Below are 25,585 nucleotides of genomic sequence, written 5' to 3'. Positions count from 1 at the left end.
CAGTGAGACGGGTCGAAAAGGGCAGGGAGAGGTAACGCGATGGACACCACCGCACCGTCAGGGCACCAGCTCGAGCTGGTGCACGGCGAGAGCCGGGCCGTGATCACCGAGGTGGGCGGGGGCCTGCGCGACTACCGCGTCGGCGGAATCCCGGTCCTCGACGGATACGACACCGGGGAGATGGCCAGCCGTGGCCGCGGGCAGCTGCTGCTCCCGTGGCCGAACCGCGTCGACGGCGGCCGCTACACCTTCGGCGGCACCGAGCACCAGCTGCCGGTGAACGAGGTCGCCCTCGGCAACGCCAGCCACGGCCTGACCCGCTGGCTCGGGTGGAACCTGCACCGCCTCGACGAGGGCACGGCGCGCGCCGAGGTCGTGCTGCGGGCGCAGTCCGGCTACCCGTTCACCGTCGCCTTCTCCGCCCTCTACTCCCTCGCCGAGGGTGGACTGACGGTGACGCTGACCGCGACCAACCTGGGCGCTCAGGCCGCGCCGGTCGGCATGGGCGCCCACCCCTACTTCGTCCTCCCCGGCGCGGACGGCGCCCCGGTGCGGGCGGACGATCTGACGGTCACCGTGCCCGCCGAGACGCACCTGCTGGTGAACGGACGTCTCATACCCACCGGCGCCCAGCCGGTCGCGGGCAGCCCGTTCGACCTTCGCCAGCCCCGCCGGCTGGGCGGCCTCGCCCTCGACACCTGTTTCACCGACCTGGCGCGTGCCGGTTCCGGCCGTGCCGAGGTGACCCTCACCGCGGCCGGCGGCACGCTCACGATCTGGCAGGACGAGACCTGGCCCTACGTGCAGCTGTTCACCGGCGACAGCTTCGGCCCGGGGCAGCGCCGGCGCAGCATCGCCGTCGAGCCGATGACCTGCCCGGCGAACGCCTTCAACAGCGGGGACGGCCTGCGGGTGCTCGAACCAGGCGAGTCGTTCGGCGGCTCGTGGGGGGTGGTTCCCCGGTTCGCGGTCCGGGGCTCCGCGGCCTGACGGCCGTTCCCGCCCGGAGGACCGCCGGCCTCCCCGACCGCCGGCCTCCTCGACCGTCAGCCGCTCTCGGGGAGGCGGTCGAACTCGGCCTGCGCGGCTTCGGGTGAAGCACGCAGCAGCCGGACGAACCCGCGCACCGCCTCGATTCCCTCGCGCCGGTAGAGCCCTTCCAGGGCCTCCGCACCGCGGTACGGCCAGGACCTGCGCGGGCCGGACCGGATGTACTGGGCGCACTCGCGGTACAGCCGCTGGTTGTCGCGGTAGAAGTGCGCCTGGGCCCAGGTGACCAGCGCCTCGTTGAGGCCGGACCCGGCCGCCCACACCGAGCTGCCGACGGCGGCCGCCCGCGCACCGTGCTCGTCCAGGCCGGTCGCGATCGCCGCGTGGGCGTGCTCGTGCAGCAACGCCAGCTCGCAGAACTCCGCGGCCCGCTCCCAGATCGGTTCGTCGAGGGAGGCGTCCCCGCGCAGTGCCGCCGCGGTCTTCGACAGCGCGCCGGCGCCGATCAGCACCGCCGGCGCGGAGGTCGGGACGAGCATGCCCGACCGCCCGAAACGCCCGGCGCCGCCGGAGAAACGGAAGACGCCGAAGGTGTTGGCGCCCGAGCTCAGGTAGTCGGACGTGACCTGCTCCCGCGACGTGACCAGAGCACGCAGCTCGTCCAGGGCCGCGCCCAGCCGAGCCCGGAAGTCCAGGTCGATCGGCGGTTCGACGACCACCCCACCCACCGACCGCTCGATCGCGGCCGCCGCCCGCGGCCCAAGCTCCGCGACCAGCCGCGCACGCACCTCGGGGTCGATCCGGTTGCTCGACCGGGCCCGGATGTGGCGATCGGCGTAGCGGACGACCAGCTCGCAGTAGAGACCGGCGAAGCTGGGGAAGTCCTCGGCGCAGCGCTGGCGCCAGATCACCGGCGGGTCGGGGAAGCCCGGCGGGGCCGCGGCGCCGTCGAGGCGGGTCGGGCGCCCCGCCAGGCAGCGGCGGACGTTGCGGACGAAGCCGCCCATCGCCTCCCGCCGGACGTGGATCAGATCGGTATCCGGGCCGACGTCGAGCACGTGGGTGCCGAACACCACGAGGATCTCGCGGACGCGTTCGGCCAGGGCCTCCTCCTCGTCGTCGAGAACACCGGGCGGGACCTCGCCGGAAAGCTCGTCCGCCAGGAACCGCGCGTCCGGTTCGCAAGTGCGGCGCAGGCGGGTGACCGTGGTGTCGTCGGTGACGTAGGTCGGCGGCGGGTAGTAGCGCAGGCCGGTGAGGTCCTCCAGGAACGGCACGATCGTGCGCAGCGACTCGCCGATGCGCTCGACGTCGCTGTTCGCGACCGTCGGCACCAGCGTGAAGACCGGGAAGGCGACATCGACCCGGCGGTGGGCGGTCCGCCCCGGCTCCACAGGCCCCTGTCCCGCCGGCTTCGCCGCCGCCGACGCCTCCCCCGCACCCGGCGCACCCGGCGCCCGCACGGGCGCGGGCGCCGGTGGGCCTGTGTGCGCCGGCACAGTTGCGGGCGCCGGCACAGATGCGGGCGCCGGCACAGTTGCGGGCGCCGGCACAGATGCGGGCGCCGGCGCAGATGGCGCGGGCGGAGTTGCCCAGGCGCGCCTCGTCGCCGGCGGGGGCGCGGTTGCCGTGGCTGCTTCCGCGCCTGCGCCTGTCGTTGTAGCGGTAGCGGTGACGGTGGCGGCCAGTGGGGCGAGCTTCGCGTCGTCCGGATCGTCCGGATCGTCTGGGTCGTCATTCGCCTGCAGCACCTGCCGCGCGGCCCGGCGGCCGGCCGCGGAGATCGCGGGGGCCAGGTCACCCTCACCTGGGGCAGCCTGCCAGTCACCACCGGTGACGTCGACGATCACCGCGGCCAGCTCGGCCACCTGTGGTGAGTCACCGAGCACGACCACGTCCACGATGATGCCCGAGCGCGCGCAGTCGTAGGCGGCCTGGAGGAGATCCCCGGGCGCCGCGAGATTGTCCGTCACGAGCAGCAGCCGTACGAAGGGCGGCCGCTCCGCGAGCCCGGCGAGATGTGCCCGGGCGCGTTCCAGGGCGGCGGCGACGTCCGCGCCGCCGCTGGCCGGGCCGGCGGTACGCAGCGTCCGCTCGAAGGCCGCGCGGTCACCGGCGCGGCCCTCGTAGACGACGTCCGCCGAGTCGGTGAAGCCGACCAGCACCGTGCGCAGGCCCGGCGGCAGCTCGGCGAGGGTGTTCGACACGCTCTCGACGGTCGCGTCGAGCTTGCCCCGGCCGCGGGCGGCGGCACGCGGGTCCCGCTCCGCCCGCGCCCGACCGGGCTCACCTGGCTGCCGGCCGCCGGAAGGGCGCTGGCCGGCCCGGTGTGCTCGGGCCCGCCCGCCGTGGCGGCGGCCGAACCGCGCCCGGGTGGAGTCGGTGCCGAACGGCCCCGTCATGGACGCCGAATGGTCGAGCAGAACAATCCACACGCGCCGACTCCCCCCTGACCGACGGCAACCGGAACGGGACCTCGGGTATGTCGATCAGCGTACGCGAGCTGATGCTCGCCGCCCGTTATGGGCGGGGGTGTGGCGACCTGCGGCTCACTCGAGCCGTAGCAGGTCAGGCCGATATGGGGCGAGCGGGGTGCTTCAGGTGGTCTTCTTCGCCCGGCTCGGCTGCACCCGGCGGGGCTCGCCGGCCATCTTCGGATGATCCGGCGGGTACGGCAGGTCCGTCAGGCCGTGCTGCCCCACGTCCCGCTCCCACCACTGCAGCAGCGGGGTGAGGTCGTGCTGGGTGTCGTCGAGACCTGCCCAGAGGTCACCGAGGCGTTCGAAGCGGTCCGGCACGGTGCGGACGGTGAGCTCCCGGGGCTGCACGTCGGCCAGTTCGTCCCAGCGCACCGGGGTGGAGACCGGCGCCCAGGCCCGCGCCCGCGCCGAGTAGGCCGAGGCGATCGTGCGGTCGCGGGCGTTCTGGTTGTAGTCCACGAAGACGCGCTCCCCGCGCTCCTCTTTCCACCAGTTGGTGGTGACCAGGTCGGAGCGGCGGCGCTCGAGCTCCCGGGCGAACGCGATGGCGGCCTGGCGCACCTCGGTGAACGTCCACCGCGGCTGGATCCGGACGTAGATGTGCAGGCCTCGGCCGCCGCTGGTCTTGGGCCAGCCGGTCCACCCCAGCTCCTCGAGGACGGCCCGGGCCTCGCCCGCGACGGTGACCGCGTCGGCGAAGCCGGTCCCCGGCTGCGGATCCAGGTCGATCCGCAGCTCGTCCGGATGATCGACGTCCGAGGCACGGACCGGCCACGGATGGAAGGTGATGGTGCCCAGGTTGACCGCCCAGGCGACGACCGCCTCCTCGGTCACGCAGATCTCGTCCGCGGTGCGACCGCTGGGGAAGGTGATCCGGGTGGTCGTCACGTAGTCCGGCGCGTTGCGGGGCACCCGCTTCTGGTAANAGGCATCGCCGGGGGTGCCGTCACGCTGCGCGAGCCGGGCACCCTCGACCACGCCGCTCGGCCACCGTTCCAGCGTAGTCGGCCGCGACCGCAGCGCTCGGACGACGCCGTCACCGACAGCGAGGTAGTAGCGGACGAGATCGAGCTTGGTGACCCCTGCTTCGGGGAAGTAGACCCGCTCGGGATTGCTGACCCGCACCTTCCGACCGCGGACGTCCAGCTCGATGGGCTCGCCGTACTGTGACACCGCCATTGGGAGACGGTAGCGCCACCGCGCCGCCGGATCAGGGCACCGACCACAGCCGGACCGTGGCGTCGGCGGAGGCCGTGGCCAGCACGGCGCCGTCCGGGCTGAACCGGACCGACAGCACCCAGTCACGGTGCGCGGTCGCCGGCCGGCTCCGCGGCCGCGGGGCGGCCGGATCGGACACGTCCCACAGCCGGACCGCGCTGTCCAGCCCGCCGCTGGCCAGTGTGTCGCCATCGGGTGCGAAGGCCAACGACCAGACGCGGTTGGTGTGCCCCCGCAGCTCCCTGCCGATCGGGCGCGGCCCCTCCGGGTCATTCACGTCCCACAACCGGATGACACCGTCGGCGCCGCCGGTGGCCAGCGTTCGGCCCCGCGGGGCGAAGGCCACGACGTAGACCGGGGTGGGCAGCCTGGGGCCGTGCTGGTGCAGGCGCGGCGCCGCCGGGTCGGTGACGTCCCAGAGCAGGACGGAGCTGTCCTCACCGGCAGCGGCGAGGAGCTGGCCGTCGGCGGACAGCGCCACCGAGGTGACGTAGCCGTCGAGGCCGGTCAGCGGCTGCCCGATCGGCACCGGCGCGGCCCGCTGGCGGGTGTCCCACAGCCGGACCGTCGCGTCGTCACCCCCGCTGACCAGCGTCCGGCCGTCCGGGGCGAACGCGACCGACCAGACCGGGCCGACGTGCCCGGAGAGCCGGATCCCCACCGCCGCCGGCGCGTAGCGGTCGGTGACATCCCACATCCAGACCGAACCGTCCCAGCCGCCGCCCGCGAGCGCACGCCCGTCCGGGGAGAAGGCCAGGGAGGTGACACCGGTCATGGGTCCGTCGAGCTGACGTCCGATCCGGCTGGGCGCGGACGGATCCCGCACCTCCCACAGCCAGACGTCGCCGGTCTTGTCACTGGTGGCCATCACCTGGCCGTCCGGGGAGAACACCGCCGCCAGCGCCCAGTCGCGGTAGCTGTCCAGCGGCTGGCCGAGTGCCTTCGCCTCGGGTTCACGGGTGAACACGAAGGCGAAGGCGACGCCGCTGCCGCCGACGGCGAGCGCGAGCACGCCGATCATGATCGCGGCCTTGTGCGCGGGCCCAACGAGCCGCAGCCGAAGCGACCGGCCGCCGCCGGTGAGGCGCGCGGGGGTCCCCCTGCCCGCGGCCTCGCCGGCCCGCGGCCCAAGAAGATCATCCGCCCGCTCCGGCTGGCGCGACCGGCCCACCTGGCCCGTCCGGTCGGCCCGGTCCCTTCGGCCTGCCGGCCACCTGCCGCCGGGCCCGCCGCCAGCCGACCGACCGGCAGGGCGCACCCCGGCCGGCAGCGCCCCGGCCGACGAGCCGCCCCCCGACGAGCTGCCCCTCCACGAGTTGCCCCNTGGCGGGCCGCCCCCCGACCCGGCGCCAACCGACGAGGTGAGGGCGCCGGGTGGCACCAGCGCCGCGGTGACCAGCAGCTCGTGATCAACCTGGATCGACATCCCGGACCGCGACAGCCAGTCGGAGCCGAACTCCAGCGCCGCCGCCCGGGCCAGGTCGAACGCGAAGGCATGCGCGGACCCGGTGCGCTCCAGCGGATCACGGGCCAGCGCGCCCGCGAGCACGACGGCCAGCCGGTGCGGCACGTCGGGCGGCGCGGGTGGCCCGCTCTCGTCGCCCGCGAGCTGCCCCTGGTCCGCCGGATGCACTCCGGTGAGCATCTCGTAGAGCACCACGCCGAGGGCGTAGACGTCGGTCGCCGGCCGCAGCCGACCGCCCGCGAGCTGCTCGGGCGCCATGTAGAGCGGAGTCCCGATGACGGTGCTGGTCGCCGGCCCGGAGTCGTTGACCGCCCGCGCGATGCCGAAATCGGCCACCTTGGGCAGGCCGGCGGAGTCGAAGAGGATGTTATCCGGCTTGATGTCGCGGTGCAGCACACCACGGGTGTGCGCGTAGGCGAGCGCCGCCGACGTGGCGAGGCCGACCGCGCACGCCGCCGGCGGTGTCAGCGTGGGCTGCCGGCTGCGCAGGGTTCCGCCGCTCAGCTTCTCCATGACCAGGAGGCTGAAGTCGTCCTTCTCGACGAAGTCGTAGACCCGCACGACGTGCGGATGGTCGAGCCCGGCCAGCAGCCGCGCCTCCGTCGCGAAACCGGCCGCGGGTCTGTCGGGCGCACGGTGCAGGATCTTCACCGCGACGTCGCGCTGCAGGCCGTGATGCCACCCCGCGATGACCAGCCCGGACGCCCCCACACCCAGCGGGTCACCCAAAGTGTAGCCGGGCAGCGCGGCGGCCACTCGCGCCGAGTCGTACAACGGCACCGGGTCCACTTCCGGAGCACACCCCCCACGGGTCCCCACCCATCANCACCGGATCTGTCACGAAGGGCGATCATAGGGGGACGGGTGACCTTCCGCCCCCCGGGGTGCGACCTTCGGACGCCACCAGGCCGACTCACGCACGCTGTGCTCCCCCGGGGTCGCCCGGCAGGCTCATGCCATGCGTATGGCGACGACCGGCATGGCGGTCCCCGTGGGCGCCGAGCCCGGTCTCGGCGCGGTGCCGGGCCTGCCCGCCGCTCTCTCCGAGACGCTGACGTCCGTGCTCGTGTTCCTCGGGGACCGGGTCTACAAGATAAAGAAGACCGCGGATCTCGGGTTCCTGGACTTCCGCACGCGTGAGGCACGTCTCGCCGCGTGCCAGGCCGAAGTCAACCTCAACCGCCGGCTCGCCCCGGACGTCTACCTCGGTGTCGCCGACATCCTCGGCCCGGACGGGAACGCGCTCGACCACATGGTGGTGATGCGGCGGCTGCCCGCGGAACGCCGACTGTCCGCACTGCTCATCGCCGGCAGTGACGTCAGCGGTCCGCTGCGCGCCGTCGCCCGGCTGCTCGCCGACTTCCACGCCCGGTGCGCCACCTCGACGCAGATCACCGAGGCCGGCTCGCCGGCGAACCTGCGCTGGCTGTGGAACGAGGTACTGGAAAGCATCGAGCCGTTCCTCGGCCCGGTGCTCGACAGGACCACCGTCGACGCGATCCGCCACCTCGCGAGCCGCTACATCGACGGCCGCGGGCCCCTGCTGCGCGAACGGCAACGCGACGGGCGCATCCGCGACGGCCACGGCGACCTGCTGGCCGACGACATCTACTGCCTGGACGACGGCCCGCGCATTCTCGACTGCCTCGAGTTCGACCAGCGCCTGCGGATCGGCGACGTGCTCGCGGACATCGCGTTCCTCGCGATGGACCTCGAACGCCTCGGCCGGGCCGACCTCAGCCGCTTCCTGATGGACCAGTACCGCGCCTACACGGCCGTGACGCACCCGCTCTCCCTGGAGAACCTCTACATCGCCTACCGAGCCTTCGCGATGTGCCGGTTCGCCTGCACCCAGTACGCGCAGGGCGCGGGCGCCGCGGCGGCCGAGGCCAGGACGCTCGCCTCCCTCGCCCTGGCCAGCCTCCGCCGCGGACGGATCAGGCTGGTCCTCGTCGGCGGTGCCGCCCAGACCGGCCGCTCCGCCGTGGCCGCCAGGCTCGCCGAGGCCGAAGGCTGGACGCTGCTGCGGGACGCCTCCGTCGAGCGGGAACTCGCGCACCTCGCCCCGGGCGACCACAGCGACGAGGCGATGCAGGACGCGGTGCGCGACGAGCTGCTGCGGCGGGCACGGACCGCGGTGGAACGCGGCGAGACCGTCGTCATCGACGCCCCCTGGGCACGCCGCCACGACCGCGAGCAGGCCGCCATGCTCGCCCGCGCGGCCTTCACCGACCTCGTCCAGCTCCGCTGCGCGCCCCCACCGCCCGGGATGGGGCCCACCGCCAGCACGGGGGCTGACGCGCACTCCGACGACCGGTCAAGGCCGGCCGGTCCGGAGCACACCTTCCACACCGACCCGTGGCCGGAGGCGAAGACCCTTGAACACGGACCCGCGCCGACCGACATCCACCGGGCGGCACGGCGGGCGGTTCGGTGAACCGCCCGCCGCCCGCCCGCCGGAGACCGCCCACCCTGCCTCCGCACCGGCCCCCCACCCGATCACGGGTCCGCTCACGCCCGCGTCCCCGCCGCGGTCCACCACGCCCCGATCCAGCACGCCCCGATCCAGCACGCCCCGGTCCGCGACACCTCGGCCCAGCACGCCGGGTTCCCCGGGACGGCAGCGCTCCGCGGCAGGCCCCACGACCGGACCCACCGCGGGCCCCGCGGGCCGCGGCGAGACGGTGACGGGCGCGCAGCCCGGCCAGCCGCTGCCGGTCACACTGCCCACGGGCACCGGCGACGGGCTGCTGTTCCCCACCGTGGCCCGCCTGGAACTCGACGACCTGCTCACCCAGCTCGTCGAGCGGGCACAGGACGTCCTCGCCACCCAGAGCCGGCTGCGTGGCCTGCTCCAGGCCAACCGGATCATCGCCACCGACCTGCGGCTGCCCGTGCTGCTGCGGCACATCGTCGAGGCGGCGACCGACCTGCTCGGAGCGCGCTACGGCGCGCTCGGGGTCGTCGCGCCCGACCGCACCCTGGAGGAGTTCGTCCACGTCGGCCTGACCGACGCCGAAGTCGCCAGGATCAGGTACCTCCCGACCGGCCAGGGCATTCTCGGTCTGCTGATCGACGACCAGCGGCCGCGCCGGATCGACGACATCGCCGAGGACCCGAGCGCCTACGGCTTCCCGCCGGGGCACCCGCCCATGCGGACCTTCCTCGGCGTTCCGATCATGGTGCGTGGCGAGGTCTTCGGGAACCTCTACCTGACGGACAAGCACGACGGTGTGCCGTTCACCGCCGAGGACGAGGAACTCGCGCTGGCGCTCGCGGCCAACGCCGGGGTCGCCATCGAGAACGCGCGGCTCTACCACGAGTCGCAGCAACGACACCTGTGGATGACCGCGTCCGCCGAGATCACCCGACTGTTCATGGCCGGGGACACCGACGCGCTCGACGCGCTCGCCAGCCGGGTGCTCGACGTCGCCGACGCCACGTTCGTGGCGCTCGCGCTGCGCGCCCAGGAAGGGGCCGGCGACCACGCCCAGGTGGCCGTCGCCGTGACGTCCCCGCCCGCCAGCGCTAGCCCCGGCCTCGCCACCCCCGGCACCCCTGGCGGCACCCCTGGCGGGGCCGCTGGCGGGGCCGCTGGCAAGGCCGCCGGCGGGGCCGCCCCCAGCGGCGGCGGCAGCGGCCGGGAGGCCAGGGGGCGCGCCGGCCGGCGCATCCCGCTGGAGCACACTCTCACCGGCCGCGTCCTCGCCGAACGCCAGCCCCTGCGGGTGGACAACGCCCAGCTCGACGCCCTCCCCGCCGAGCGCACGGAGCGCACCGGACCACTCATGGTCGTCCCGCTCGTCGCCGGTCTCGACCAGTGCGACGGAGCGCTGCTCATCGGCCGTGACCACGGTGCCCNGGCCTTCACCGACACCGACCTCACCCTGGCCACCAGTTTCGCCGGCCACATCGCGATCGCCCTGGAGCTCGCGCACGCCAAAGCCGACCAGGAACGCCTGCTCGTCCTCGCCGACCGCGGCCGCATCGCCCGCGACCTGCATGACCACGTCATCCAGCGGCTCTTCGCCGTCGCGCTGGGCATGCAGGACCTCGCCCAGTACGAGAACCCGTCCAACTCCGACCGCATCACCGGTTACATCGAGGACATCGACGCCACCATCAAGGACATCCGGCGGACCATCTTCGAGCTCCGCAGCGCCCACCCGACCCGGGTCGCCCGGCTGCGCACCGCGCTGGAGGAGATCTCCGAGGACGTCCGGCCCGCGCTCGGCTTCACCCCCGCCATCACACTGAGCGGACCGCTCGACTCACTGCTGGACGACCGGCTCACCGACCATCTCATCGCCGTCGCCCGCGAGGCGCTCACCAACACCGCCCGGCATGCCCGCGCCAGCACCGCGGAGCTGCGGCTCGCCGTCGACGGTGACAGCGTCACCCTCGACGCGGTGGACGACGGCGTCGGCATCGGCGACTCGACCCGCCGCAGCGGACTGGACAACCTCCGCACCCGGGCGGAGATCGTCGGCGGGACCTGCTCTCTCACCACACCGCCCGGTGGTGGCACCCACCTGCGCTGGACCGCGCCCCTGTAGGTCGGCGCGAGGTCACGCGACGACGAACCACCGTACCTGCCGCATCGTGACAGCCCCGGCATCGTGACACCCGCGGCATTCGCGATGCCCGCGTCGCCGGCGGCGCGACACATCCCGGCGGGATCGTTCGGGAGAGTGCGTCGCCCACCGGCCGGGGCCGGACGTCCAGAGGCGGGCTGGTCCGGACGTCCGGATGCCGCAGGAAGGTCAGCTGCGGCTGCGCCCCCGCAGGACCCGCTGCTCCAGATCCCGCTCGATCACCGCGTCCTCCGCCGAGGCGGGAAGCAGGTCGTAGGTGTGGCCGATGAAGTCGTTGACCCGGTTCGCGGGCAGCTCGATCAGCGCGTGCCCCCCGGGGCTCGACAGCTCGACCAGCAGCACCCGACGGCGGTCGCGCACCAGCGGACGGACCCGGACGTCACCCAGCCCCGCGCAGCGCCGGGCGCCGTCGACGAAGAGCCTGCGGGCAAACGTCCAGACCACGGCTTTCTGATCAGTGACCCACATGCTCATGGTGATCGCGACCGGGTCCACCGGGTCGTAACGCAGGCTCGTCGGCAGCGGTACCCGCTCACCGTTCTCGGCCAGATAGGTGGCGTTGAACTCCCATGTCACGGCCTCTGACACGATTGGACGGCGGCTCATCAGGCCCTCCCACCCCCGGCGACTGGTGTTGTGTGGAGACACACGACTGGTGTCGTTACAGAACGGTGTCATCCAGGCAAGCCCGGTATCATCCGGCCTTTGTCGCCGGGGCGGGGTACCAACGACCCTGCTCCGCGGGACAGCGCCATCCACCAGCCACTCTCCTGGTGGCGGCGCGCCCGCGGCGCGTCAGCGGTCGCCGGCCCAGCGGCGGTCCTCCTCCTCCCAGCGGTCGTTGCGGCGCTCCACTCCGGCACGCCAGTTCTCGGCGTCAGCCGCACTCGGATAGGGGCCGAGCCGCCGGTGGCCGGGCGCGTCCGGAGGGTTCTCCACCCGGTCGTGCTCCAGGCACCACCACCACCCGGTCGGATTCCAGGACGAGCTGTCAGCCCCCTCCTGACCGTTCCTGACGGACGTCTTCCGGCGCAGCCAACTCAGCATGATCGATCACCTACCCACCCCCGCCGCGCGCTACCCGGGAGGAACGGCCCGCCCGGCGCCACCCGCCCACGCCCGCGGCCGGGCCGCCGGCGAAGAAAATCCGCGACGGTCGCGGGAGCCCGGGCCGCGCCGCGTACTTCACACGAGGACGTCCACGAACCTCGCCGACGCGCGGGGCCGCGCCAGGCTCGGGTCGGGCGTCCGCCGGCATACGGGTACGACGGATGCCGGCCAGTCGGGCAGGCGCGTCCGTGAGGGGGCCGCGCCTGCCTGGCGACCCACCCGCACTCACGCTCCGCTTGCAGGCGTCACCTCGCACAGGCGTCATCCCCGGACGGGCTCGTCCTCGCGCGGGGCCGTGGCCCAGCGGATGCCCGACACCATCCCCTGCCCGGCCAGCCGCGCCAACGTGGCCTCCGCGGCGGGCAGGTACGGCAGCCGCAGCGGCCAACGCGTCCACACCGGCATCAGCCCGACGGCCGCCGCCGCCAGGGCACTGTAGGGAACCCTGGCCACGGCCGGCAGCGGCGGACGCAGCAGCAGGTAGCGAGCCGCCGCCCGGGCCTGCGCAGTTCCGCGCAGCTCGCTCCGGAAGTCGGCGAGCTGCTGGGCGAGCTCGGCCCGGGAGCGCGGCGCGTCGGGCACGCCGAGCCTGTTCGCGACGAGGCTGGCGTCCAGGATGTAGCCGTCGCACTCCGCCGGGGTGAGGCGGACCGCGCCGTACCGCTGGTGGGCCGCGAGAAAGCTGTCGATCTCCGCCACGTGCACCCAGCGCATCAGGTGCGGGTCGCCGGCCGAGTAGGCGCGGCCGTCCGGCGCGACCCCGCGGACCCGCCGGTGCACCGCCTGCACCTGGGCGACGGCCTTCTCGGCCTCGTGCACCGGGCCGAACGTCGTGACGGCGAGGAAGTAGCTGGTCCGCTGCAGCCGGCCCCAGGGATCGTGTCGGTAGTCCGAATGATCCGCCACCCCGGCCATCGCGAGCGGGTGCAGGGACTGCAGAAGCAGGGCACGCAGGCCGCCGACGAACATGGCGGAGTCGCCATGCACCCGGCGGATCGGCCGGCTGGGGCCGAACCAGCGCTCCCCCTCGGCGCCGAAAATCCGCTCCCGTCTCTCCGGGCCGCTGGTACCGGCGACCCGGGAGAACACCTCTCCCGCCAGGCGGGTGCGCAGGGGCTCCGCGTCGATCCGCAACCTGCTGATCCGCTTGTTCTCGATCCNCAACCCGGGCAGCGTCACCGTTCCATCATGCGCCTGAGCAACGCGGCGCGGAGCGTTCATCCGTGACCGGACCGTCCCACAGGCCGTCGTACCGGGATGGCGCGGGCGAGCCGTGGGTCCTGGAATCCGGGACCCGGGATGGTTCAGTGGCCGGTATGGCGGAGGCCGGGGNGACGGAGACCGGTGTGGCAGCGAGCGGGTTGCCAGATGCCAGGGGGGAGGTCCCCAGGGCGGCCGACGCCGGCCATGTGATCGTGTGCGGCCTGAACGACCTCGGGCTGAGCATCGTCGAGCAGCTAGACGCCGCCGGTCTGCGGGTGGTCGTCGTCGACGATCACGACTCCCCCGTCCTGCGGCGGCGGCTCGAGCGGCTGGGCGTGGCGCTCGTCCCGGAAAGCGCCCGGCTACCGGAGGCCCTGCGCCAGGCGGGGCTCGACAGCGCGCTGGCGCTGGTGGCCTGCCACGGGACCGACCTGGAGAACCTGCGGATCTGCCTCGTGGCGACCGACGGCGCCCCCCGGACCAGAATCGTCGCCAGCATCGACAACCCGCAGCTCGGCGGCCAGTTGCAGGATGCCTTCGCCCAGGTCAGGGTGCGCAGCCTCGGCGAGCTGGCGGCCCCCGGCTTCGTCGAGGCGTGTGTGCGGTCGACGGTCGTCCACGCGTTCGCGCTGGACGCCACGGCCGCCGCCGGGGAGATCTTCGCCGTGGTCGACGAGGAGGTCACCGCCGAGGGGCCCTTCCGCGTCGGCTACGGCGACCTGACGCCCATCTCGCTGCGACGGGCGGGTGGGAGGCAGGCCGTGACGTGCCCGCCACGGGACGTCCGGGTGGCGCCCGGCGACCGTCTGATCGTGATGGGCCGGCTGGGCGACCTGCGCGACAGCGGGCTGGCGGCGCGGCAGGCGCACGACGCCCGGCTGTTCGCCTCGCTCGGAGCCACCGGCCGCGCGTTCACCGCGAACCGGTCGCGGGACGGCGGGGCCCGACCCGCGCGCCGCGCCGATCGGCGCACCCGCGGCGCCAGGCAACACCGTCAGGTAGGGGCTGGCCGGCTGCGCGCGCTGTTCGCCACCGTGCGCGCGGAGCTCGACCGGCCGTTCCGGCACGCGCTGGCCCTCGTCGCCGCCGTCCTGCTGGTGAGCACCGTCGCCCTGACGCTGACCTACCGGGACCACAACCCGGCCGCGCCGCCGGACTTCAACGCCCTGGACGCGCTCTACCTCACCGTCCAGACGGCGGTGACGGTCGGCTACGGCGACTACAACTTCAGCCAGGCGGACTCCTGGCTCAAGGCCTTCGGCGTGTGCCTGATGGTGTTCGGTGCGGTGTCCGTCGCTGTGGTCTACGCGTTCATCACCAACGTCATCGTCGGTCGGCGGCTGGAGCGGACGCTGGGGCTCGGGCGTGCGGGCACGGTCCGTGACCATGTGATCCTCTGCGGGCTCGGGTCGGTCGGCGTGGCCACGATGGAGGGCATCCTGCGCGCCGGCCACCCGCTCGTGGTCATCGAGCGGGACAGGAACAACCGTTACCTGCCCGTGGCCCACGAACGCGGCGTCCCGGTGGTGATCGGGGACGCCACGGTCCGCTCAACCCTGCTGGAGGCCGGGCTGGAGCACGCCGCCACCATCGCGGCGATGACCAGCGACGGACACACGAACCTCGAGACGGTGCTGTCAGCCCGGGAGTCCTCGGCTCCCGCCTCGGCCTCGGGACCGGGCTCTGGATCGGGCTCGCCTTCCAGTACCAGGGACTCCCGAGCGCCGCTGCGCATCGTCATGCGGGTCTTCGACGCCACGATGGTCGACGAGGTCGAACGCCGGTTCGGCATTCACCGGGCCCGCAGCGCGACGGCGCTGGCCACGCCGCACTTCCTCGCCGCCGTCCTGGGTCACGAGGTGATCAGCGCCTTCTACGTGGAGCACACACCGTTCCTGGTAGCGCGGATGACGGTGCGCGCCGACGGCGGCCTGGCCGGGCCGACCCTTGCCGAGCTGGCCCTCGGCACCCGTGTTCTGGCCGTGATCCCCTCCGACCACCCCGGTTCCACGGCAGACCCGGCGGGCACCACGGGCACGGCTGCCAACCCGGCGGGCACCGCCGGCGACTCCCCCGCGGGGACGGGCCGGAGCGCGCCGGACTACCGTCCCGGGCGGCACACCCGCCTGCGGACGGGCGACGAACTGGTCGTCGTCGGCCCCGTTCCCCAGATCATCGACCTGGTCCGGCGCAACCGGCACTCCCCCACGGGGCACACCCCGTAGCCGCTCTCGCGGCCCCGCGGACCGTCGGGCGGTGCGCCCAGCTCGGCCCGCCGCCACCTTCCGCCCGGCGGCTCAGCCGGCGGCGACGCCCAGCAGGCCCGCTCGGACACGGTCGGCGACCGCCGCCATCTGTGCGGTGAGGTAGAAGTGCCCACCCGGAAGCACGGCGAGATCGAACTCGCTGGTGGTGTGCTCGCGCCAGGCCAGGGCCTCGGCCTCGTTCACCGCCGGGTCGCTGTCCCCGATCATCGCCCGCAGCGGGACGCCGACCGTCACCCCCGGCGCGCAGTGATAGCTCTCGATGGCCTGGTAGTCCGCCCTGGTGGCCGGGAGAATGATCTTCCTGAGCTCGGGGTCGGCCAGCAGGCGCTGGTCGGTGCCGCCGAGAGCGGCGATCGAGGCGAGGACGGAGTCGTCGTCACCGCGGTGCACGTTGCCCGGCCGTCCCCTGGACGGCGCGGGGCGGGCGGAGGGAAAGATGATCAGCGGGGTCGGCGCACCGGGCGTCGCCTCCAGCCGCCTGGTCACCTCGAACGCGACGATGGACCCCATGCTGTGGCCGAAGAAGGCCATCGGCCGGTCGCCCAGGAGCAGGAGTCTCTCGGCGATCGCGTCCGCGAGAGCGGCGATGCTGGTCAGNGGCGCCTCGCCGAGCCGGTCCTGACGCCCCGGATACTGCACCCCGACGACCTGGGCGGTGTCCTCGAGCGCCACCGACAGCGGGTGGAAGAAGGTCGACGCGCCGCCCGCATGCGGGAAGCACACCAGCCGCGGCCCCGCCTCGCCGCCTCGGTTGAACCGCCGGATCCAGAGATCGACGTCGCCGCTCAAGGTCACCACCATCTGTATAAACAGCCAACCGCGGACTGACAGGGACGGGCACCGGTCGGGGACATGCGTCACCGAACCGGCCAGACAGCCTCCATCACCATCAGACCACGCATTCAGACCTTCGGGCCACTTGTCCGCCCGTCGCCTGACGACTGCCGCGGAGCCTGCCGGACGTCTCTCCCCACAACCCCCAACCTTGGCAACCCAGAAAATACCGGATGACCCGGATATATTAGGCGAGTTTACCGAAACACTCCACGGGACCACTCGAGAAAACCCGACAAACGGCCAGAAGATCCCGGCACCCTGACGGGAAATTCCGCCCGAGACCCACACCGATCCGACCGAGGACCGCGCTGAAATCCCGCACAGCCCGCCGAAACACGCAACAACGGTTCCCCAACGGGCCGCGAAGATCTATGATTTAGGAGGCGGCCGGCCACGGGCAATACCTGGCCCGACCGCCGCGCCGCCGGGCGCGTCGCACCACCGGCCCGGCGGCTACCGCGTTGACCGGGGGGGTCGTGTGCATCTTCAGTCTGCCGGCGCCCGTCAGTGCCGCCTGACGGAGGCATTCTCCGGCGGCACCGGAGCAGGCGGGCGACTGAACACCCACCGGCGAAAAACGGGTCCGGCAACCCCGGAACGCACTCGGTTCAACCGGTTATCCGGGAATTCGGCCTGACTGATTGCCGGCACCCTCGGCCTGATATCTCCTCCCCGCCCCGGTTCCGACCTTCCTGGCCGACACAAGGAACCCGGCGCGTTCGCCAGCCACCGGCGGCAGGACCGCCCTGCCCCGCGAGCCCCCGTGCACCTGTTCCACCGCTCGCGCTCCGAAAGGACCACACCGCGATGCTCAACCGTGACGCAGAAATGGCCAACCGCCACGCGGATACGAGCGATCACGAGGCTGAGTGGGCCGTCCACAGGACCCGGCCGGCCGTCGAGGCGGCGACGGCCGGGCCGCCCGCGCCGGAGCGGACGCTCGCGACCGACGGGACCTCTCCCACCCGCACTCCCACCCACACCTCCAGGACATCCGGCGCCTCGCGCCGGGGAGTTCTCCTGGCCGCCACCGGCGTCCTGACCGGCGCGGCGGTCGTGACCGGCGGGACCGCTGTGGCTGCCCCCCCGCGCCGCGCCGACCCGGACCAGCCGGTCCCGGACCAGGCGATCTCAGACCAGCCGACCTCCACGGGCCGGCCCTCGGGTGGGCTCCCGCCGCTCATCGACGTGCACCACCACCCGATGATGCCGGCGCCCGTCCGCGAATGGCTGGTCGCGCATGGAGTCATCCCACCGACGGGTGGACCGCTGCCGACCGACTGGGATGTCGACACCGCGCTGAGCACGATGGATCAGTACGGGATCGGGCTCGCGCTCGTCTCCGCGGCCATTCCCGCCGCCTTCACCCCGACGGCGGCGCTGGCCCTCGAACTGGCCACGGTCGCCAACAACAGCCTGAGCGAGATCGCCCACTCGCACCCGGCGCGGTTCGGCTGGCTCGCAACCATCCCGCTGCTGGACGCGGCGGACGCTGTCAACGAGGTCAACCGCGCCTATGACATCCTCGGCGCCGACGGCGTGCTGCTGACCACGCACGCCGGAACCCGATACCTGGGCGACCCGGCCCTGGAACCCGTCCTGGCGGCACTGAACGCCCGGCACGGCGTGGCCCTGGTCCATCCGTTCGACCTGCCCGGAGCCACGCCCATCGCGGTGCCGGCCTTCCTGGTGGACTACGCGGCGGACACCGCCCGCGCTGCCGTCCAGCTCGTGGTTTCCGGCGCGCTCGACCGCCATCCGCGCATCCGGTGGATCCTCGCCCACGGCGGCGGCGCCTTCCCCTACATCGCGGGGCGGCTCGCGCTCGGCCGCGCGCTGGGGTACGGGGCCGAGCCCGCGGTCATCCGCTCCGCGCTGCGCCGTTTCTGGTACGACACGGCCGGGCCGATGTCGCCCTACGCCACCCCGAGCCTGCTCGCCGCGGCCGGCGCCCACCAGATCCTCTTCGGCTCCGACTACAACGCCGTTCCAGCCGCCACCCTGGGGGACGGCATCGCCGCCCTGCGCGCTGATCCCATGTTGGACCGGCGGACCCGGGCGGCGATCGCCCGCGACAACGCCCTCCGGCTGTTCCCCGCCCTGGCCGCCCGGCTGGGCTGACCAGGGCGGATCCTCCCGGCGGGCCGACATGCCCGCGCCGCTCGGCCCGCACCCGTCAGCCCGCACCCGTCAGCCCGATCCGGTCAGCCCGATCCGGTCAGCCCGATCCAGTCGGCGACCCGGTCGGCGCGGCGACCCGGTCGGCCGGTGCAGCTCCGCCCGCCGCGGTCTGCCAGCGCAGCTCCACCGTCAGCCGCCCATCATCGACGTCCACGAACGCCTGTACGGGGCCGGTTAGGACGGGCGGCTGACGATCGCCGGGCCAGGCCGCGGAGACGAACACGCTGCCACCGCCGGCACCGCTCCACATGGTCAGCAACGCCCGGTTCTCCGGCAGCATCGCCAGCGTGCGGTCGAGCAGGTCCACCACGCCCGCCCGCAGATCGAGCGGCACGCCGAACGGCCCGTTGCCGGGTTCGCCGGCGATCTGTACCTCGACGGTCATCCCCCGGCGCTGGGCCGCCGCCACCACGGCCTCGATATCCGCCGCGAGCGTTGCCAGCGTCGCTCCCGAGCCCTCCTGGGCGAGCATGCGCCGGATACCCGCCGCCTGCCGGGCGCACAGCTGCCGGCAGGCCGGGTCGCGAGGGTCGGCGGCCCCGCTGGCCAGCGCGTCCAGCGTCGGCAGCACCTCGTCGCGGATCGCTCCCAGCCAGCGTTCCCGCTCCCGGCGGATCATCGCGTCCGAGTCCTGCCCGGCGAGCGTCTCGGCCTCGGCCCGGGCGGCCCGGGCGGTGGTGTCAGCGGTCCTGCGCAACAGCGGCCCGATCATGGCCACCATGAGCTGAAGCCCGAGGATGCCGTAGCCGAGCACCAGCAGCCGCGAGAACGTCAGCGCGTCCGTAGCTCCGCGGCTGACCACGGTCACGACCACCGCGGCGAGGACGACGGTGGCCGCGGCGACTGCCTGCGGGCCGGGCCTGGACGCGGTCACGAAGGCCAGCAGCAACGCCACGATGATCAGCGGCCAGTTGACAACCCGCAGCAGGTCCGGGTTGTGGACGTTCACGCTCGCCAGCACGGCGCCGACCGACACCGCCGTCACTCCGACGGTCTCCGCACCCGTCAGCGGCCGGCGCCGGGCGGCCGCGGCGATGACGAGGGTCGCCGCCCCCAGCACGATCCACACCCCCACCGCCGCGACCGGCACGTGGACCCGCCCCAGGGTGGCCAGCAGCGGCACCAGCATCAGCACATGCCAGGCGACCGCGACGGCGGCGACGGCAGCCCGCAGCCCGGTGGCGTAGTCCCGGCGCAGTTCGGCGGCGGTCATCTCACGCACCAGTTCGGCGCCGGCCTGTTGCTCACGGCCCGGCGAGGACCTACCCGGCACCACGGCGGTGGACGGGCCAGCGGCGGGCACGCCGGCAGCGGGCGGCGCGGCGTCGGGCCAGTGCATCGTGACGGNGGTTCCCCGCCCCGGCGCGGAGTCCACGACGGCGAGGCCACCCGCATCACGGACCCGGGCGAGCACGGACTGGCGCACGCCGAGACGATCCGGTGCCCACCGACCCGGCTGGAAACCGGACCCCTGGTCGCGCACCCGGATCGTGAGCCGTCCCGCCGCCCGTTCCAGGTCGACCCAGGCCTCGCCGGTGCCCGCGTGGCGTTCCACGTTCGCCAGCGCCTCGCCGGTCGCGGCCGCCAGCGCGGCGACAACCGCGGGCGGCGGCTCGCCCGCCTCCGCCGGCGGGGGGTCCGCCAGCGGGGCCGCCCCCTCAAGGTGCACTACGAGGCCACGGTCGCCGGCTTCGGCCACGGCCGCGGCCAGCGCCGCGTCCAGCCCCACCGCCGGCGGGCCGATGTCGTGGGCGAGCAGGTGGCGGATGGCGTCGGCGCCCGACGCGCACCGGCGGCGGGCGAGCGCGACGTCATCCCCGCCGCCCCAGGCCAGCCCGGTCAGCGTGTTGAGGACGGTGTCATGCAGGACCCGCTGGCGTTCCCGGCGGTCCTGGTCGAGCGTCAGCACCAGCACCCTGGCACGGTGGCCGAGCATCGCCGAGGTCAGGCGGTCGTCGGCCCGCCGGGCCGCGGCCCGCAGCCGCCGCGCGGCGAACGCGAACAGCACCGGCACCACCAGCGTGAACGTGATCGCGGTGAACACCTGTGGGCGCCCCTGATACCCGCCGACGGCGACCAGCGCCGCCAGGCCGGCCGCGGCGAGGGCGAACATCCGCGGTGGCAGCGCCCAGGCCGCGGTCAGCCCCGCGTGCAGGACGGCGAGCATGACCCAGTTCCCAGTGTCACCGATCGACGGCGGCGGGAGGCAGTACGTGCTGAGCAGAGCCGGGACGGCTGCCGCGACGACGGTGGCGAGCGCCAGTTCCCGTGACACACCACGACGCAGGCAGCACACGACGAAACAGAAGCCCCAGGCGGCAGCGAACACCACGAACGCGACCGCTCCCGGCACGTGTTCGCCGTACCAGTCATGCCACAGCGCCAGATAGATCATGGTGATGACGCACACCGCGGCCCGCAGGACAGCCAGCGCCCGGACCGCGGAACGCTCCAGCGCCTGGCCGGCGCGCGACGACGCCCCCCGGTGCCACTCGCCCGCCTGCTCCGGAGCACCCCCGGCTCGCGCCCAGCGCAACCGCCGGGCCAACCGCGGCAGCGGTATCACCGGGGCCAGCGCCACCTCGGATGTGGTCGGCTCACCTGGAACCGCCGGCCGGAGAACTCCGGGCCGCGGCGAGGGCCGTAGGAGGTCCCGGCCGTGCGCGACGACGCCTCTGCCCCGTGGACGCGCCCCATCCGCCGCGCCCCCGTCGCGCGTCTGCATGAGGCCACCCTGCCATGCCCGCGATCCGGCGATCCAGGGCCGACCGCATCCGAACCCAGAAGGACACGGTGAGCACCGCACCACCGCACTGTCGCCCGCCGCGAAGTCCTCACCGTGGCCGCCGCACCGGCTCGTGAAATCATGGCGCGGTGGCTGAACCCGCGCTGGTGCTGTGGGACATCGACGCGACCCTGCTGACGATCCGTCCACTGGGGCGGGAGATCCACGCGGCGGCCTTCGCCGCGACGATCGGCCGCCCGCTGCGGGAACGGGCGGCGACGACGGGCCGCACCGAACGGGCCATCCTGCTCGACACGCTGCGGCTCAACGACGCGCCGACGGATGAGCGCACCCTCGCCGCACTCTACGAGGCGATGGGGCGGGCGGCCCGGGCGCTGGAGGGGCGCATGCGGGAGATCGGTCGCCCACTGCCCGGCGCCGCGGCCGCGGTCGCGGGCCTCGCGGCCGACCGGGTCACCCAGTCGGTGGTGACCGGCAACCTCCGCTCCGTCACCGAGGCGAAGCTGCGCGCCATGGACCTGGCCGAACATCTCGACCTCACGGTGGGCGGCTACGGCGACGACGGGCTTGACCGGGCGGTTCTCGTCCGACGGGCGGTCGCGCGCGCCGAAGCCGTCTACGGGCAGGTGTTCGGGCCGGGACGGATCGTCGTCGTCGGCGACACGCCCTACGACGTGCAGGGCGCGCACGACGCCGGGGTGCGCTCGGTCGCGGTCGCGACCGGGGAGACCACCGCGGCCGAGCTCGCGGCCGCCGGCGCGGACGCGGTCCTGCCCGACCTGACCGACCTGGCCGCATTCCGCCACGCCGCGTTCGGGAGCATCTGGACGGCCCGGTGGTGACCGGACCGGACGCAACAGGCAAGACCACGAAGCGAGCGGGGGACGGGACGGGGCATGCAGGCATTCCAGGGCCCACCGCCGGACCAGGGTCCGGCGGTGGGGCGTACGCCGCGGTTGGCCGGGCGACTGGCCGGCGGTCCGAGCCCGGCACCGGTGAACCACCCGGTCCTGGGCCGCATCGTCTTCGACAGCGCATGGTTCCCCCTCCGCGAGCAGGCCTCGAGCGGCTTCTCGCTGATGGGCAACCGCCGGGTGCTGCTCACCGATCACCCGGCGGTCTACGTCCATGACACGAACGTTCTCAGCGCCGCGACCGTCACCACCCTGGAACCAGCCGTCGACCCGGACGCGACGGTCGAGCTCGTCGACTACAGCAGCCGCCTCGTGGTCGACCTGCGGCTGCCCGCCGGGCGGACGCTGAGCGCATCGAGCGCGCCACTGCCGCCGGAGGCCCTCGCGGCGCTCACCGGTCTGCAGGGGCGGCTGCTCGCGGACGCGGCGTCGACGCTGTTCGTCAGCCCGTGCGCAGTGTCGGTGACACCGCTGTTCGAGGACGATCCCGCCAGCGCGGCAGCCGAGGCCGGCGGCGGGACCGGGGCGGGCAACGGGTTTGGTGTGGCCCCCGGCGCCTGGGATGGGAGGCCCGGTTCGGGGGTTGCGGCCACCACGGCCGGCACCGGGTCAACGGGGCCCAGGCCCGTGCCCGAGCCCGTGCCGGGACCAGTACCTGGGCCTGCGCCCCTGCCCGGGCCTGGACCCGTCGCTGGCCCCGGACTCGGGCCCGGGCCTGGACCGGTCACTGGCCCCGGGCCCCTGCCTGGGCCTGGGCCCGGGTCAGCGCCGGAGCTCGCGGCGTACGTAGTAGTGCGCGGGGGGCGGCTCGAACTGCGTTCGCGGGGACGCACGCTGGTCGACTGGCCCCGCAACCGCATCGAGCTGAGCGCGGCCGGCCCGACCGCCGCGCGGCTGCGGGGCGGCGCGGTCCTGGACGGCCGGTTCATCACCGGCGCGATCCTGCACCTGGTCACCCCGCAGGTGCTGCACGCCTTCCTGACGGCCGCCGGCACCGGCCCGACTCCCGCCCCGGCACCCGGCCAGGACGCGGACCCGGCCACGAGGCCCGCGGCGGTGGGCACGTCCGCTCCCGTTTCCGCCCGGGGGGTGGCGGGCGAGCCCGAGGTCGCCCGGCTGGACTGCGTACTCGACGACGTCAACCTCGAACTGCAGGAGGTGCACAGTTCCCGGGTCGTCGCCCGGTTCGACCTGACGGACTCCCGACTGCGGGTCGCCGGCTCAGCCGAACGCTTCGTGATCTTCGACCCGGACCAGGGGCCGGTCACGGTGCAGAGCGAGTCGGTGGTCTTCGGTCGACGCCTGCACGAGCATCCGGCGGTGCGGGCCGCTGCCGAGCTGACACTTGCCGCCGGCCCCTACCCCGCCGAACTGGCCGACGGCCGCCCCGTCGCCTGCGCCGTCGCGTCCGACGGAATGCGTGTGCGTGGTCCGGGAGTGGACCTGCTCCTGCCGTTCACCGAGATCCACGAGATCGCGGGAACATCCGCGGCGGGCACCCCGGCCGTACCGCGCGCGCAGTTACGCGTAGCGGCTGTCTCCGGCGAGGTGACGATCACGGGGCAGCTGGAGCTGGTGCGGGCGGTCCACACCGACCTCGTCGCCGGCCGCAACGCGCTGGCCGACCCGCGCGGTGTTCCCGACATGCTGCGGGCCGCCGCCGGCCTGGAGGAGGACTACTTCCTCTACACCATCTTCGGCCCGTTCTACGAGCTGCACGCGGTGCTCCTGGGCGACGGCTCCGCCGCCGACCTGGGCAGCAGGGTGCCGCTGCCGACCGACGACGACGAGCGGGCCCGCGCCGCCGCCACCCTGGCCGAGGGCCTGGTCGAGCTGCAGCGCCATCTCGACCAGGTCGGCTCCGTCCTGCCGGCGTTCGTGCGGCACCGCGACGCCCGGCTGCTGGAGCCGCTGACCGGCGGGCGGGAGCCGGCCTGGCTGAAGGCCCAGGAGAGCCGGTTGCGCGCGGCACTCGCGCCCGCCCAGCGGGCCGCCGCCGAGACCGGCCAGCTCGCCGCACAGGTGTCCCGGCTGCTGGACCTCGACCCCGCGGCGCTGCCGCGGCCCGACTACACCAGCGCCGCGGTGTCCCTCGGGGTCGCGGCCCTGCTCAACCCGGTCTTCCTCGTGTCCGGCGCCAGCCAGGTCTACAGCCGGTACACCCAGGGCGAGAAACGGACGGCAGCGGTCGGCGCGCAGTCGGCCCGTGGCTGGGCGACCGTGATCGACCGCTGGAACACCCTGGTGACCAGCACTCTGCCGGTGCTGGGGTACGTCCTGACCGAGAATCTTTTCGCATCGCGTTGGGAGACCGCCCGCCAGCTGACCCTCCAGCTGCGGGGGGCGCCCGCCGACAGCCGCGAGGCGGTGCTGCGGGAGGTCGCCCGCCGACTCGCCCGACTGGACGTCCTACGGCGCTACCCGGCGAACTCCGGGATCCGGGTCGGCCGCGGCGCGATCGCGGACCATCTGCGCGCCGCCCGCGACGCGGTCAGCACACCCCGGTTCGCCGACTTCTGATCCGCTGATCCGCGGGGGGCAGGAATGTCGATCTTCTCCAGTCAGTTCGACCGGGCACGCGCCCAGGTCGACACCTACGCCGGCCGCCACGACGACCCAGGCCTCCCGCCACTGCTGGCGGCGGGAGCCACCGGTGCGGCGGTCGGCGGTGCGGTCGCCGCAGCCGCACTGGTGGCCGCAGCCGCACTCGCCGGTTCCGACGGCGCGATTCACGGCGACCCGCCCCCCGGCGACCCGGCCCAGGACGGCGCGGCGCACGGAGAAGTCAGTGACGGTGACGGTGGTGAGGCGGACCCCGCCGAGCCGACCAGGCACGCCGACGACGCCTGGGGTGACGGATGGGGCGAGGGCTGGGATGACGGCTGGGATGCCGACACCCACGGCGGACCGACCGCGACGTCGAACGTGGGCACGGCGATGGCCAGGAGCAACCACCCGGATTCGGATCCCCACGGCGCCAAGTCCGCCGACCCGGACGTCCACACAGCCGACAGCGAGAAGCACCCCGACGCGGTGAAGAAGAGCGACGAGCCCGGCCCCCCAACCGAGAGCAGCCACAGCACCGCCAACGGCGATGGCACCGGCGCCGGCACCGGCACCGGCCACACGACCGAGGCCAGCCAGGAAACCGAGGCCAGCCAGGAAACCGAGATCAACCACGGAACCAGCCAAGGCCGGGATTCCAGCACGCCCCAGGAGACGGGGGCCGAACCCGGAACCGAACACGGAACCGAGGACGGGGCCGGGAACGAGGCCGAACACGGAACCGATGCCGGGTTCCCAAATGGTCCGGACGAGCTCTTTGGTCCCGGATCCGACCACGCCGCGGACTTCTTCAACGACGTGGATGTGTTCAGCCCCGTCGACGACCTACCGCACGATTTCGGGCCCGGCCCGGAGCTCCCTGACAGCCCCGACCCGACGTTCGGCTGAGACGGCGCACTCAGGACCCTGCTGCGTGTTCTGACGGTGCCGGCTATGTTTCGGGGGGCGAGCGGTTGTTCCGTTCGCATGGCTGAAGAGCTCGCCGTGTCTCCTTTCGCCGAATCTTGACTTCGG

Annotated in this window: 16 protein-coding genes and 4 pseudogenes; 9 read left to right on the top strand and 11 right to left on the bottom strand. The window is 73.9% G+C overall.

Going from position 1 to position 25,585, the window contains the following annotated elements; genetic code table 11:
* Positions 1-39 precede the first annotated feature (39 nt).
* The gene (locus UG55_RS00490) at positions 40-990 is read left to right on the top strand and encodes an aldose 1-epimerase family protein (protein WP_066061077.1); all 951 of its coding nucleotides are present in this window, start codon (positions 40-42) and stop codon (positions 988-990) included.
* Positions 991-1,046: 56 nt separating this feature from the next.
* On the opposite strand, the gene UG55_RS29325 is transcribed toward UG55_RS00490, so the two are convergent.
* The 5 genes and pseudogenes from UG55_RS29325 to UG55_RS30780 all read right to left on the bottom strand — a co-directional run.
* The gene (locus tag UG55_RS29325; RefSeq protein ID WP_066061074.1) at positions 1,047-3,425 is read right to left on the bottom strand and encodes a vWA domain-containing protein; all 2,379 of its coding nucleotides are present in this window, start codon (positions 3,423-3,425) and stop codon (positions 1,047-1,049) included.
* A gap of 162 nt (positions 3,426-3,587) precedes the next feature.
* Positions 3,588-4,395 (bottom strand): annotated as a pseudogene (locus UG55_RS00480) (DNA polymerase domain-containing protein); the annotation flags it as partial.
* Position 4,396: 1 nt separating this feature from the next.
* Positions 4,397-4,649: pseudogene (locus UG55_RS30790) on the bottom strand (ATP-dependent DNA ligase); the annotation flags it as partial.
* Between the two features lie 31 nt (positions 4,650-4,680).
* Positions 4,681-5,556 carry a WD40 repeat domain-containing protein gene (locus tag UG55_RS30785; protein ID WP_255360397.1) on the bottom strand — a complete coding sequence of 292 codons (876 nt, stop codon included), beginning with the start codon at positions 5,554-5,556 and terminating at the stop codon, positions 4,681-4,683.
* A gap of 456 nt (positions 5,557-6,012) precedes the next feature.
* On the bottom strand, positions 6,013-6,933 hold a 921-nt coding region (locus UG55_RS30780; RefSeq protein ID WP_242423517.1), incomplete at its 3' end, for a serine/threonine-protein kinase.
* A gap of 178 nt (positions 6,934-7,111) precedes the next feature.
* On the opposite strand from UG55_RS30780, the gene UG55_RS00470 reads away from it, so the two are divergent.
* The 3 genes and pseudogenes from UG55_RS00470 to UG55_RS30770 form a co-directional block, all read left to right on the top strand.
* Entirely contained in the window at positions 7,112-8,590 is a 1,479-nt protein-coding gene (locus tag UG55_RS00470) for an AAA family ATPase (protein ID WP_066061068.1), read from the top strand.
* Positions 8,532-10,014, top strand: a pseudogene (locus UG55_RS30775) (GAF domain-containing protein); the annotation flags it as partial. The gene UG55_RS00470 and the pseudogene UG55_RS30775, both read left to right, overlap by 59 nt.
* 1 nt (position 10,015) lies before the next feature.
* Positions 10,016-10,709, top strand: a 694-nt coding sequence (locus tag UG55_RS30770; RefSeq protein WP_242423515.1) for a sensor histidine kinase, incomplete at its 5' end; no start/stop codon positions are given.
* Between the two features lie 207 nt (positions 10,710-10,916).
* Here UG55_RS30770 and UG55_RS00460 read toward each other — a convergent pair.
* From UG55_RS00460 to UG55_RS00450, 3 genes are all read right to left on the bottom strand, one after another.
* Complete coding sequence (locus UG55_RS00460; RefSeq protein ID WP_066061065.1) at positions 10,917-11,354, bottom strand: SsgA family sporulation/cell division regulator; 438 nt, start codon at positions 11,352-11,354, stop codon at positions 10,917-10,919.
* 189 nt (positions 11,355-11,543) lie between these two features.
* Positions 11,544-11,795: a hypothetical protein gene (locus UG55_RS00455; RefSeq protein WP_066061062.1), complete on the bottom strand. Its 252-nt coding sequence runs from the start codon at positions 11,793-11,795 to the stop codon at positions 11,544-11,546.
* Positions 11,796-12,119: 324 nt separating this feature from the next.
* Complete coding sequence (locus UG55_RS00450; RefSeq protein ID WP_066061333.1) at positions 12,120-12,992, bottom strand: oxygenase MpaB family protein; 873 nt, start codon at positions 12,990-12,992, stop codon at positions 12,120-12,122.
* 212 nt (positions 12,993-13,204) lie between these two features.
* Here UG55_RS00450 and UG55_RS00445 point away from each other — a divergent pair, with 212 nt between their 5' ends.
* The gene (locus UG55_RS00445; protein WP_313954567.1) at positions 13,205-15,286 is read left to right on the top strand and encodes an NAD-binding protein; all 2,082 of its coding nucleotides are present in this window, start codon (positions 13,205-13,207) and stop codon (positions 15,284-15,286) included.
* Positions 15,287-15,358: 72 nt separating this feature from the next.
* On the opposite strand, the gene UG55_RS00440 is transcribed toward UG55_RS00445, so the two are convergent.
* Together UG55_RS00440 and UG55_RS30765 are read right to left on the bottom strand one after the other, a co-directional pair.
* Complete coding sequence (locus tag UG55_RS00440; protein WP_313954566.1) at positions 15,359-15,925, bottom strand: alpha/beta fold hydrolase; 567 nt, start codon at positions 15,923-15,925, stop codon at positions 15,359-15,361.
* A gap of 1 nt (position 15,926) precedes the next feature.
* Positions 15,927-16,129, bottom strand: a 203-nt coding sequence (locus UG55_RS30765; protein WP_242423514.1) for a thioesterase II family protein, incomplete at its 3' end; no start/stop codon positions are given.
* 843 nt (positions 16,130-16,972) lie between these two features.
* Between UG55_RS30765 and UG55_RS00435 the strand changes: the two genes are divergently transcribed.
* Positions 16,973-18,286, top strand: a complete 1,314-nt coding sequence (locus UG55_RS00435) for an amidohydrolase family protein (protein ID WP_242423513.1) — start codon at positions 16,973-16,975, stop codon at positions 18,284-18,286.
* Between the two features lie 1,408 nt (positions 18,287-19,694).
* Here UG55_RS00435 and UG55_RS30760 read toward each other — a convergent pair.
* A pseudogene (locus UG55_RS30760) lies at positions 19,695-20,927 on the bottom strand (ATP-binding protein); the annotation flags it as partial.
* Between the two features lie 293 nt (positions 20,928-21,220).
* Between UG55_RS30760 and UG55_RS00425 the strand changes: the two are divergent.
* From UG55_RS00425 to UG55_RS29025, 3 genes are all read left to right on the top strand, one after another.
* Positions 21,221-21,934 (top strand): HAD hydrolase-like protein, encoded by a 714-nt coding sequence (locus UG55_RS00425; protein ID WP_066061053.1) that lies wholly within the window; start codon positions 21,221-21,223, stop codon positions 21,932-21,934.
* A gap of 153 nt (positions 21,935-22,087) precedes the next feature.
* A complete protein-coding gene (locus UG55_RS00420; protein WP_066061327.1) occupies positions 22,088-24,526 on the top strand; it encodes a hypothetical protein in 2,439 nt (812 codons plus the stop codon).
* Positions 24,527-24,550: 24 nt separating this feature from the next.
* Positions 24,551-25,459, top strand: coding sequence for a hypothetical protein (locus UG55_RS29025; RefSeq protein ID WP_066061050.1), 909 nt, complete (start codon positions 24,551-24,553; stop codon positions 25,457-25,459).
* Positions 25,460-25,585 lie beyond the last annotated feature (126 nt).

The organism is Frankia sp. EI5c (assembly GCF_001636565.1).
Classification (GTDB): Bacteria; Actinomycetota; Actinomycetes; order Frankiales; family Frankiaceae; genus Parafrankia.
Note: the sequence above shows the minus strand (reverse complement) of the source record. Positions and strands in the feature narration are given on the sequence as shown.